9 protein-coding genes are annotated in these 11928 nt (G+C 64.7%); 6 read left to right on the top strand and 3 right to left on the bottom strand.

Annotated features, from left to right (window positions below; translation table 11 throughout):
• Positions 1-85: 85 nt before the first annotated feature.
• From waaA to lpxK, 3 genes are all read left to right on the top strand, one after another.
• Positions 86-1399 (top strand): lipid IV(A) 3-deoxy-D-manno-octulosonic acid transferase, encoded by a 1314-nt coding sequence (waaA, locus tag IB277_RS01310; protein WP_110818509.1) that lies wholly within the window; start codon positions 86-88, stop codon positions 1397-1399.
• A gap of 24 nt (positions 1400-1423) precedes the next feature.
• Positions 1424-2128 carry an HAD family hydrolase gene (locus tag IB277_RS01315; RefSeq protein WP_110818508.1) on the top strand — a complete coding sequence of 235 codons (705 nt, stop codon included), beginning with the start codon at positions 1424-1426 and terminating at the stop codon, positions 2126-2128.
• Positions 2129-2342: 214 nt separating this feature from the next.
• The gene (lpxK, locus tag IB277_RS01320) at positions 2343-3383 is read left to right on the top strand and encodes a tetraacyldisaccharide 4'-kinase (protein ID WP_110818507.1); all 1041 of its coding nucleotides are present in this window, start codon (positions 2343-2345) and stop codon (positions 3381-3383) included.
• 53 nt (positions 3384-3436) lie between these two features.
• On the opposite strand, the gene IB277_RS01325 is transcribed toward lpxK, so the two are convergent.
• Positions 3437-3670 (bottom strand): DUF2093 domain-containing protein, encoded by a 234-nt coding sequence (locus IB277_RS01325; protein WP_034801006.1) that lies wholly within the window; start codon positions 3668-3670, stop codon positions 3437-3439.
• A 90-nt stretch (positions 3671-3760) separates the two neighbouring features.
• Positions 3761-5578 (bottom strand): DNA mismatch repair endonuclease MutL, encoded by a 1818-nt coding sequence (gene mutL / locus IB277_RS01330; protein ID WP_060516411.1) that lies wholly within the window; start codon positions 5576-5578, stop codon positions 3761-3763.
• A gap of 381 nt (positions 5579-5959) precedes the next feature.
• Here mutL and IB277_RS01335 point away from each other — a divergent pair, with 381 nt between their 5' ends.
• Together IB277_RS01335 and IB277_RS01340 are read left to right on the top strand one after the other, a co-directional pair.
• Complete coding sequence (locus IB277_RS01335; RefSeq protein ID WP_110818506.1) at positions 5960-7678, top strand: response regulator; 1719 nt, start codon at positions 5960-5962, stop codon at positions 7676-7678.
• Positions 7679-7941: 263 nt separating this feature from the next.
• Positions 7942-9288: a bifunctional diguanylate cyclase/phosphodiesterase gene (locus IB277_RS01340; protein WP_246802652.1), complete on the top strand. Its 1347-nt coding sequence runs from the start codon at positions 7942-7944 to the stop codon at positions 9286-9288.
• A gap of 6 nt (positions 9289-9294) precedes the next feature.
• Here IB277_RS01340 and IB277_RS01345 read toward each other — a convergent pair whose 3' ends face one another.
• Entirely contained in the window at positions 9295-10233 is a 939-nt protein-coding gene (locus IB277_RS01345; protein ID WP_060584079.1) for a LysR substrate-binding domain-containing protein, read from the bottom strand.
• 92 nt (positions 10234-10325) lie between these two features.
• Between IB277_RS01345 and IB277_RS01350 the strand changes: the two genes are divergently transcribed.
• Positions 10326-11876, top strand: a complete 1551-nt coding sequence (locus IB277_RS01350) for a trimethylamine methyltransferase family protein (RefSeq protein ID WP_110818589.1) — start codon at positions 10326-10328, stop codon at positions 11874-11876.
• Positions 11877-11928: the final 52 nt, after the last annotated feature.

Below are 11928 nucleotides of genomic sequence, written 5' to 3' on the forward strand. Positions count from 1 at the left end.
TGAGGTCGGGATGCGCGGTGTTTACCCGCATGCCAGTCGCCCTTAAGTCTCTCCGGGCCGGAACGGCCGGGGAAGGTGGCCTGTCATGAGCAGCTTTCGCGCGCGCCTGGCGCTGTCCAGCTACCGCTGGATCGGCTCGGCCATCTATCCCCTCGTCTGGTCCTACCTTGCCATTCGCGCGGCGAAGGGCAAGGAGGATCCGACGCGCCGCCGTGAGCGCTACGGCCATGCCAGCGAGCCGCGGCCGCAAGGCCCTCTCGTCTGGTTCCACGCGGCAAGCGTCGGCGAAACCAACGCCGTCATCCCGATGATCAAGGAAATCAGGCGGCGCGGCATCCACGTCGTGCTGACGACCGGGACGATGACCTCTGCGCGTGTCGTGGCCGAGCGCCTGGGGTCGACGGTGATCCACCAGTATGTCCCGCTCGATTTCAAGCCGGCCGTCAGCCGTTTTCTCAACTACTGGGAGCCGGATCTGGCGATCATCGCCGAATCCGAGATCTGGCCGATGACCATCCTGGAACTCGGCCGCCGCCATATCCCGCAGGTTCTGGTCAATGGGCGCATGTCCGACCGGACGTTCGCGCGCTGGAAGCGTCGGCCGGCGCTCGCCGATGCGCTGTTCGAGAATCTCGCGCTCGTCATTGCCCAGTCCGATGTCGATGCGGAGCGCTTCCGCACGCTCGGTGCGCTGCCGGTCATGGTGTCGGGCAATCTCAAGGTCGACACCGACGCGCCGCCACACGATCCGCAGGCGCTGAAGGAGTATCGCCAGCAGATCGGCGCCCGCAAGACCTGGGCGGCGATCTCGACCTTCGACGGCGAGGAGGCGGCCGCCGGTGTCGTGCACCGTGCGCTCAAGGAGCGAACCGGCCTTCTGACGATCATCGTTCCGCGTCATCCCGATCGCAGCGACGCCATCGAGGCGGCGCTGACGGCCAAAGGGCTGAAGGTCGCCCGGCGCACGCGCCGCGATCCGCTGACGCCCGACGTCGATATCTTCCTCGGCGACACGATCGGCGAAATGGGCCTCTATCTTCGCCTGACCGAGGTCGCTTTCGTCGGCCGGTCGCTGTTTGCCGAGGGTGGTCAGAACCCGCTGGAGCCGGCGATGCTCGGCTGCGCCATCCTTTCCGGCGGCAACGTCCAGAACTTTCGCGAGACCTATCAGACGCTGGCCAAGAACGGCAGCGCCAAGATCGTGCGCGACGTCGAGATGCTGGCCAAGGGCGTCAACTATCTGCTCGCCAACGACGACATGCGTCGCTCGATGATCGATGCCGGCCTCGAAACCGTGCAAGAGATGCGCGGTGCCCTGTCGGCGACGATGAAGGGACTTGAGCCCTATATCAATCCGCTCGTCGTCAAGGCGCGTCTCAACCCGCCGACCGACAACTGATCCAGCAGGAGACGAAGCCTCGTCATGACCGCAGCCAAAGCCATAGCCGGCATCCTGTTCGACAAGGATGGAACCCTGCTCGACTACGCAAAGAGCTGGGTGCCGGTGAACTACGAACTGGCGCGGATCGCGGCAAAGGGTGATGAGGCCCTGGCCCGCACGCTGCTTGCAGCCGGCGGCATGGACGCCGAAACCGGCCACGTGCTGCCCGACAGCCTGCTTGCCGCAGGCAACACGGTCGAGATCGCGACCGGCTTCGTCGGCGCGGGCGCGCCCTTCACGATTGCCGAACTGACGACCCTGCTTGACGGCCTGTTTGCGCGCTCGGCTGAATATGCCGTGCCGGTGACCGATCTCGGCGCTTTCTTCGCCGGGCTGCACGCCAAGGGCTACCGCCTCGGTGTCGCCTCGAGCGACAACGAGCGTTCGATCCGCGAAACGGCAAAGCGCTTCGGCTTCGAGGATTACCTGCACTATGTGGCGGGCTATGACAGCGGCTACGGCGTCAAGCCGGAGCCGGGCATGGTGCTCGGTTTTTGTGCCGCGACCGGCCTTGAGCCGCAGCAGGTCGTTGTCGTCGGTGACAACAATCACGACATGCACATGGGCCGCAGCGCCGGCGTCGGCATGACGGTCGCCGTCTTGACGGGCACCGGCTCGCGCCAGTCGCTTGCGGCGGCTTCCGACCATTGCCTCTCGGACATCACCGAACTCGAAGCTGTCCTCTAGATCGAGTTGCGGCAGCGGCTTGCCGCGATTGCCTTCAGTTGTGCATCGTGATCGGCCCGGTTCAGCGCCCCTGCCGTGGCCGTATCGGTCTCCATAGCTTGCGTTTTTTCCCGTTCTGACGTTTTTTGTCGCAATCCGCCGGTTTCGACCGGCGAACAAACCGTCCCTCCCGGAAACGGAAGGACCTGAGCGGCCGGGAGGCCACGGAACAAAGATGGTATCGGAAGCGCCGCCATTCTGGTGGACCAAGGCGGATTGGCGTGCGCGCGCGTTGTGGCCGTTCTCATGGGTTTACGGACGGATTGCCGGCATGCGCATGGATCGCGCGCAGCGCGCCTCGGTGCCGGTCCCGGTCATCTGCATCGGCAATTTCACCGTCGGCGGCGCCGGCAAGACGCCGACCTCCATCGCGCTTGCGCGCGTCATCCGCGAAAAGGGGCTGAAGCCCGGATTCCTCAGCCGCGGTTATGGCGGCTCGCTCGACGTGACGACCGTCGTCGATCTGGAACATCATCGCGCCCGCGACGTCGGCGACGAACCGTTGCTTCTGGCGAAGGAGGCCTTGACCGTCGTCTGCCGCCGCCGCGTCGATGGGGCTCGTCGGCTGGTGAAGGAAGGCGTCGACATCATCATCATGGACGACGGTTTCCAGAGCGCGAGGCTGGCCTTCGACTTCGCGCTGTTGGTGATCGATTCCCGCCGCGGCATCGGCAACGGCTATCTGGTGCCGGCGGGCCCGGTGCGGGCGCCACTGTCGAACCAGCTCCGCCACGCCACGGCCCTGCTCAAGATCGGTGACGGCACCGAGGCCGACGCCCTGATCCGTCGCGCCGCCCGCGCCGGCAAGCAGATCTACGAAGCCGACGTCATAAGGCACGACGACGGATCGCTAAATGGCGTCAAGGTGCTTGCCTGGGCGGGCATTGCCGATCCGGAGAAGTTTTACCGCACCGTTCGGGAGACGGGCGCCGTCATCGAGGAAACCCGCAGTTTTCCCGACCACCACCATTTCTCCGAGGACGAAATCGCCGATCTGCTCGACCAGGCTGCAGCGCTCGGCTGCCAGCTCGTTACCACTGCCAAGGATCTGGTGCGCCTGGAGCCCGGCCACGGCCGCGCCGCCGAACTCGCCGCAGCGAGCAGGGTGATCGAGATCGATGTGCGCTTCGACGACCCGATGGCGCCGAAAAGGATCATCGAGACGGCGCTTGCCGCGGCGCGTGCCCGCAAGCTGCGCGAAGGCGCGGCTAAGTAACGGCGCCCTGTGGGTCGTGGCGCCGGAGTGCCGTTGTTGGTGTCCGGGCTTGATTAGCGGCGCTGGTTGGGCAGCGCGCCTGCGCGCTTTTCCGCCTCGAGCGAGGCTTCCGCGTCGACATAGGGCTCCTGCCGGGCGACGCTCCAGTAACGCAGTTCGTCGACGGGGATGATCTTGCCGGTCATCGCGCAGACCACGTGCGAACCCGCGAGCACGATCTGAAAGTCGCCGTCGAGATAACGGATCTTCGCTTCGCGCGAAGCGCTTCCTTCAAACCGGTTCATCATGCTCGGCGCCTGTTTCCGTCTTCGTTATTGGTTCTCTGGTCTAGCTCGCCGTCCGGAAAAATGCCAGTCGCATTTCGCCAGGCGTGAAGATCAGCTCCGGCCGAACAGCCGTTCGATATCGGAGAGCTTGAGTTCGATATAGGTCGGCCGGCCGTGATTGCACTGGCCCGAGCCGGGCGTCGCCTCCATTTGCCTCAAAAGCGCGTTCATCTCCTCGGTGCGCATGCGCCGTCCCGAGCGCACCGATCCGTGGCAGGCCATGGTCGCGGCGAGATATTCGAGCCGGCTCGTCAGCCCGCTTGCCGTATCCCATTCGGCAAGCTCGTCGGCGAGCTGGCGCACGAGACCGACGGCATCCATTTCGCCGAGCATGGCCGGCGTTTCGCGCACCGCAATCGCGCCCGGTCCGAAGCGCTCGATCGCGAGACCCAGGCGGGAGAACTCCTCCGCATGGGCCATCAACCGGTCGCAATCGTCTTCGGGCAGGTCGACGATCTCCGGGATCAGCAGCGCCTGGGCGGCGACCGGTCGCGAATGCAGCGCCGTACGCATCGCCTCGAACACCAGCCGCTCGTGCGCGGCATGCTGGTCGACGATGACGAGGCCGTCATCGGTCTGGGCGACGATGTAGTTTTCGTGCAGCTGGGCGCGCACGGCGCCGAGCGGGAACGATTGCGGCGGCGGCGGTTGCTTGGCCTCCGGCGCCGGCACGGGCATTTCCCGCTCAAACGGGGTGGCAACGCGCGCCGAAGGGGCGGAAAATGCCGCAAAGCTTGCCTGCGGCTGCTCGCCGAGGTGGCGCAGCATCGCGTCGAATTGTGTCGGCCGGGAAGGCGACGTCTCGGCGCTCCAGGGCTGCGGGCGGTAATCGCCAGAGCGGAACGCCTGCATCATGCCGCGGGCGCCCGTCGTTGCGGCGCGGTCGCCGTCGCGCGTCAGCGCCTGACGGATCGCGCCGATGATCAGCCCGCGGATCAGGCCGGGGTCGCGGAAGCGCACGTCAGACTTCGCCGGATGCACGTTGACGTCGACGAGCGCCGGGTCGAGCGTGATCGACAGCACGGCGACCGGATAGCGGCCGCTCGGGATCGTCTCGGAATAGGCGGCACGGATCGCCGACAGCAGCAACTTGTCCTGCACCGGGCGGCCATTGACGAAGACATATTGCTGCAGCGAGTTGCCGCGATTGTAAGTCGGCACGCCGGCAAAGCCGGTCAGTTCGACGTCTTCCCGCGCCGCATCGATCTCGATCGCATTGTCGCGAAAATCCTTGCCGAGCACTTGCGCCATGCGCGCCAGCCGGTCGTCGCCGGTTGCCGGGAATTCGAGTGTCGAGCGGTCGCTGCCGGAGAGCACGAAACGGACCGCCGGAAACGCGATCGCCATGCGGCGCACCACTTCCGAAATGGCGGCTGCTTCCGCCTTCTCGGTCTTCATGAACTTCAGTCGGGCCGGGGTGGCGAAGAAGAGATCGCGCACTTCGACGACCGTGCCGGTATTGGCCGGCGAGGGGCGGACCGCCTCGGTTTTGCCGCCGGTAACCGCAATGACCGCGCCTTCGCTGGCGCCGGCCGTGCGCGTCGTGATCGACAGCCGGGCGACCGAGCCGATCGAAGGCAGGGCCTCGCCGCGAAAGCCGAGGGTGCGGATGTCGAAGAGGCTGTCGTCGAGCTTCGACGTGCAGTGCCTTCGAACCGCAAGTTCGAGGTCGCCAGGTGCCATGCCCGAGCCGTTGTCGGTGACCCGCAGCAGCGTCTTGCCGCCGCCGGCGGTCGCGATCTCGATGCGGGTCGCGCCGGCGTCGAGCGCATTCTCGATCAGCTCCTTAGCGGCGCTGGCCGGACGTTCGATCACTTCGCCGGCGGCGATCTGGTTGATGAGGGTTTCTGAAAGCTGCTTGATGGCCATGGCCCATTTTCCGGGATTCGCCGCGGAAACGGAAGAGGGGACGGTATCTCGTCCCCGGCCGCGAGCGCTTGGTGCCGACACCCTTGAAAAATGATCGAGGGTTTAATCGGCCCTTAACACTCTGCTGCGATTTTCCACAACAACCTGAATGATCACGGGTTTTGTCTTTTGAGCCTTGCGGCGTAGCTGGACGCCGCACTCCCGCCGCTCGAAGAGACGCCTGCCAAGGCCACCCCAGCATGTCCCGAAATGAAACCGCCGTTGCAGCGCCGCGCGTCATTATGAAGACGCGGCAGGCCGTTGTGGCACTTTGGATGGCCGCCTGTTCCCCCTGATCTGACGATCCAGGGACACATGCGGTAGGCGAGTGAGGACAGTGCGATGAGCGATGGGGCGCCGAACGGCGCGGACATCAACAGGGTCATTCTTGAGTCGAGTTGCGACGCACTCGGCATCGCTGTGCTTGTCTGCAGCCGGGACGATACCATTCTCTTTGCCAGCCGCACGATGCTGCAATTTTTCCCGGTGCCGGCGGAAGCCCTGATGCCGGGCGCACGGCTCAGGGATTTCCTCGGTGCCGTCTATGACACCGGTGTCCGTCCGGGCACCGTCCCGGAAAACAGCCGCCGACGCACCAACCGCGAGGAATGGATTGCCGAGCACATGGCGCTGCATTGGCGCGAGCGCTACGAGAGCGTAGAGCGTGCCGGCCGCACCCGCTGGGTTTCGATGCGCAAGCGCCGCCTGTCGAGCGGCATGGGCATCCTGTCGATCAGCGACGTCTCTGACCAGAAGAAGCGCGACGAACAGCTTCAGACCGACCTGGAGCGGGTGGAGCTGACCGAGCAGATCCTCGACGCGCAGCCCAATCCCATCTGCGTCAAGGATCGCAATCTCAATTACATCGCAGTCAACAAGGCCTTCTGCCTGATCCATGACCTGGCGCAGGACGCCATCCTCGGCCGCTCAGCCTGGGACCTGGTCGAGAGCGACCTGGCGGAGCGCTTCGAACAGTCCGATCGCACGGTGCTTGAAACCGGCAAGCCGTTTTCGCAGGCCGAGCACATCGTGCGTGCCGACGGCAGCGACCTCTGGGTGCTGACCCGCAAGTACCGCGTCGGCATGCCCGGCCGCCATTTCGTCGTCACCTGCATGAACGACGTGACCGATATTGCCGTCTGGTATCAGGGCGGCGAGGAACCCTCGGGCGAGGTGACCCTGCAGATCCGCGACTACAGCATTTTTGCCGCGGCGCAGAATTTCTACGATCCTTTCCGGGCGCTGAATGTCCAGCAGCTCGTCGAGGCGGGGTCGATGATCGAGACCTTGCCGGCGCGCGGCCTGCGGGTGCTCCTGGCGACCGACGACCGAGCGCTGGAGGAGCGGCTTGTCGCCCGGCTGCGCGGCTCAGGGCTCGACGCCTGCGCCGTTCGCGATGTCGACGAATTGCACGCCTTCTGCGCTGCTGTCGACGAGGCGGGGCTGAAACTCGACATCCTGCTGCTCGACGCGGCTTTCCCCGAGCGGCAGAAGATCGCTGCCGGCTGGCGCGACAGCCCGATCCTCCCGGTGTCCGCCGATCAGGACGGGGCGGCGGTGCTTGCGGAAGTCTTCCGTGTTTGTTCCGAGCGCGCGGGTGCCGCGCTGCAACCGGAATGGTCGCTGTCGTTCGAGGCCGAAGAGATCGCGCCGCCGCCGCCGGCTCCGCAGGTCGACGTGCTCGTTGCCGAGGACAATCAGATCAACCAGTTCGTCTTCACCCAGATCCTCGAGGGGCTCGGCGTTTCGCATCGGATCGCCGCCAACGGTCGCGAGGCCGTCGAACTCTGGCACGAACTGCAACCGGCCCTTGTGCTGATGGATGTGTCGATGCCGGTCATGAACGGCTTCGACGCAACCGTCGCAATCCGGTCGGCTGAAAAGGGACGCGCACAGAAAACTCCGATCATCGGGGTTACCGCCCAGGCCTTGGATATCGACCTGCAGCAATGCAAGGCATGCGGCATGGACGACCACATCATGAAGCCGGTGAGCCCCGATATGATCGAGGCGGTGTTGAGAAAATTCATGCCGGTGAAGGCAGTACGAACGGCAGGTTGAGTAAAAGGCGTGTCAACTCGCTAGAATTGGGGAGGCCAATGGCAAATCTTGGAGCGGCACGATATCGGATTGTTAACCGCCGATTGCGATCGTCTGCCCCGAATTGCCGCTAAAGTGTAGAGCCCCATCCGTATGCCTCGCATCCACCTCGTTGCCCAAGCCCCGGTCGTGTCGGAAAGACACAGCCGGTTTGCGTCGTGGCGCACGCTGGCGGCGGGCTCGATCGCACGCCATCCCTGCCAGATGAGTGGGGGACGGCGATGATGACAGCGGAAACACCTTACCACCGTGTTGGCCGCGAGGCGCCTGCGGCCCGGGGTGATGTCGATCAACTGACCGGGCTCGGCAACGCCCGTTGCCTGCGCCAGTGTGTCCTTGATCTCGCCGAGGAGCGTGCCAGTGACCCGGCTCCGTTCACCATCGGCCTTGCCAATATCGATGGTTTCAAGCCGATCAATGACCTGTTCGGACCGGAAGCGGGCGACGAGATCCTCTGCCAGGTGGCCTATCGCCTGAAGGCCTGCGCGCCCGAGGGTGCCACGATCATCCGTTTCGACAGCGATGAATTTGCCTTCGTGTTGCCGCTGATCTTCGAGCGCAAGGGCGCCGAGAAGATCGGACAGATGCTGAAGGAGGTGCTGTCGGCCCCCTTCGATCTCGGCGACCGTCACGTTCGTCTGTCCGCCTCCTTCGGTTTCGCCGTTTATCCCTTTGCCGGAGAGGTATTCGAGGACCTCCTGAAAAGCGCCGATACCGCGCTTTATCGCTCGAAGCGCCGCGGCCGCGGGCAGATCACCGTCTACTCGCAGGAGATCGCCCAGGAGATGAAGCGCGCGACGCAGCTTGAGCAAGCGCTGCGCAACGCCATCATCGCCAACGAGGTTGACGTGCACTTCCAGCCGATCGTCGATCTGCGCAACGACGCGGTTGTCGGCTTCGAGGCCTTGGCGCGCTGGTGCGATGCCGATCTCGGCTATGTCTCGCCGGCGGTGTTCGTGCCGCTCGCCGAAGAGCGTGGTTTCATCGATTCGCTCGCCGAGGTCCTGCTGCGCAAGGCAGCCCATGCCGCGCTTTCCTGGCCGAAGGAGCTCTTCCTCTCCTTCAATCTCTCCTCGGCGCAGCTCACGGATCCGACCACCAGCCGGCGCCTGCTGTCGATCATCACCCAGATCGGCCTCGACCCGCGGCGCCTGGAGCTGGAAATCACCGAAACGGCCGTCATGGCCGATGCGGATATCGCCCAGAAGATCGTTGCGGAACTGCGCGCCGCCGGCGTCCGCGTCTCGCTCGACGACTTCGGCACGGGCCAGTCGAGCCTTGGCCGGCTACGCGACTTCTCCTTCGACAAGGTCAAGATCGACCGGGCCTTCGTCTCGCGCATTTCTGCCGATCGTGCCTCGGAGCATATCATCAAGGCGATCGTGTCGATGTGCGAGGGGCTTGAGCTCGAAGTCGTCGCCGAAGGCATCGAGGATTTTTCCGAAGCCCTGAAACTGAAGGCGCTCGGCTGCGGACTGGGGCAGGGCTACTTCTACGGAAAGCCCGCCGATGCGGTGGCGACGATGCGCTATCTTGCCGATCGCTACCGCGATCTTCCCGCCCAGGCCTGATCCGGGTTAGTCCTCGGCGCCGGACATCGCTGCGCGGTCGCGCCGCCCCTCATCCAGCAGCCAGTCACGCACCCTTTTGGCCTGCGCATTCAGTTCGCGCGATCTCGGCCAGACGACGTAGAAGGCAAGGCCCGTCTTCAGCACGTGTCCGGCGACCGGGACCAGCGCGCCCGAGCGGATCTGCGGATAGATCAAGTGTTCCCAGCCGAGCGCCACGCCTTCGCCGGATAGCACCGCCTGGATCACCAGGACATAGTCGTTGATCGAAAGCCGGCGGGCCTGTTTGGGATAGGCAAGACCGGCGCTCGCAAACCACTCGGTCCAGTCGCAGGCGCGTCGGACCGGCTCTTCCAGGTGGATGAGGTTGTGGCGTGGCAGGTCGGCGGCCGTTTTCGGCAAGCCGTGCCGCTCGATATAGGCGGGTGTGGCGACCGCGTTGACCACCTCGTCGGCGAGCAGGGCGGCATGGTAACGCGGCCAATGGCTTGGGTCGCCGCCGCGGATGCCGAGCGGGATCGGCTCTTCCTCCAGATCGAGGTCGCGCACGCTGGTCTGGATCCGGAGATCGATTTCCGGCAGGTCCTCGCGCATGCGGTTGAGGCGCGGCAGCATCCACATCGAGGCAAAGGCGGTGGAGGCCGCGAGCGTCACGTTGGTCTCGCGGCCCTTTGCGCGAATGTCTTCGGCCGACTTCTGGATGCGCGACAGGCCGACGGAGACGTCGGCATGAAACTTCTCGCCCGCTTCCGTCAGCTCGACCGCGCGGTGCACGCGATGAAACAGCGGCACGCCCAGCTGTTCCTCAAGACCGCGCACGGCGTAGGAGACGGCAGCCTGGGTCATGCCGAGCTCGTTGGCAGCACGGGTGAAGTTCTGGTGGCGGCCGGCTGCCTCGAACACGATGAGGCTTGCGGCGGACGGGAGCAGGCGGCGCAGGTTTTCCATAAACCTCGCTTATAGCATGGATCGAATTTTTCCAGCGTTACAGTGGAATTCTTCTCCCATAGCATCATCTGAGATGATGGGAGGTTATGGGCATGGATACGGCACTGGCAACGGACGCGGCGGCACCGAGACGGACACGCGGTACACGGCCGAACCGGCGCGAGGGCGCAGGACGCAGCCTCGGTGTTCCCTACATCACCAGAAACATTCCGACTTATGATATCCTCGGCGAGGAAAGCCTGCTTCGGATCGAAGCGATTGCCGATCGAATCCTTGCCGAAGTCGGCATCGAGTTTCGCGACGACCCGGTTTCTCTCGATTACTGGCGAAGGGCCGGCGCGAAGGTCGACGGCGTCCGGGTGACCTTCGAACCGGGCATGCTGAAGGAAATCGTCGCCTCGGCGCCGCACCAGTTTACCCAGCATGCCCGCAATCCGGCGCGCAATGTCGAGATCGGCGGCAACAACGTCGTCTTCTCGCCGGCCTATGGCTCGCCCTTCGTCATGGACCTCGACAAGGGCCGGCGCTACGGCACGATCGAGGACTTCCGCAACCTGATCAAGCTGGCGCAGTCGAGCCCCTGGCTGCACCATTCCGGCGGCACGATCTGCGAGCCGGTCGATGTGCCGGTCAACAAGCGCCACCTCGACATGGTCTACAGCCATATCAAATATTCCGACCGCGCCTTCATGGGTTCGATCACGGCGGAAGACCGTGCCGAAGATTCGATCGAGATGGCGCGCATTCTCTTTGGTCGCGATTTCGTCGATCGCAACTGCGTCATCCTCGGCAACGTCAACGTCAATTCGCCGCTCGTCTGGGACGGGACGATGACGAAGTCGCTGCGCGCCTATGCGCGGGCAAACCAGGCCGCGGTCATTGTGCCCTTCATCCTTGGCGGCGCCATGGGGCCGGTCACCAATGCCGGCGCCATCGCCCAGTCCTATGCCGAGACGCTTGCCGGCTGTGCGCTGACCCAGCTGGAGCGCAAGGGCGCCCCGGTCATTTTCGGCAATTTCCTGTCGTCCATGTCGCTGCGCTCGGGCTCGCCCACCTTCGGCACGCCGGAACCGGCGATCGGCAGCATGGTCGTCGGCCAGCTTGCGCGCCGGCTCGGCCTGCCACTGCGCTGTGCCGGCAATTTCTCCAATTCGAAGCTGCCGGATGCACAGGCGATGCAGGAAGGCGCGATGTCGATGCTCTCGGCGGTGCATTGCGGCGCGAATTTCATCCTGCATTCCGCCGGCTTCGTCGATGGGCTGCTCGCCATGTCCTACGAGAAGTTCGTTATGGACACCGACTTCTGCGGCGCGCTGCATTCCTATCTTGCCGGCGTGGTCGTCGACGACAACACGCTGGCCATGGACGCCTTCCTGCAGGTCGGTCCCGGCAGCCATTTCCTCGGCTGCGACCACACCATGCGCAACTACCAGACCGCCTTCTGGGATTCGGCCCTTTCGGACAACGAGCCCTTCGAGAAATGGGTTGAGGAGGGCGAGACCGACATGGCGACGCGTGCCAACCGCGCCTGGAAGAAGACGCTTGCCGAATATGAAGCGCCGCCGCTGGATGTGGCGCTTGACGAGGCGCTGATCGATTATGTCACGCGCCGCAAGGAGAGCATGGCGGATGCTTGGTACTGACGAAGCCGGCATTCTCGGTCGCCTTTCAAGGAACAGGAAACGACATCGTCGA

Source organism: Ensifer sp. ENS07, assembly GCF_014852185.1.
Taxonomy (GTDB): Bacteria; Pseudomonadota; Alphaproteobacteria; order Rhizobiales; family Rhizobiaceae; genus Ensifer; species Ensifer adhaerens.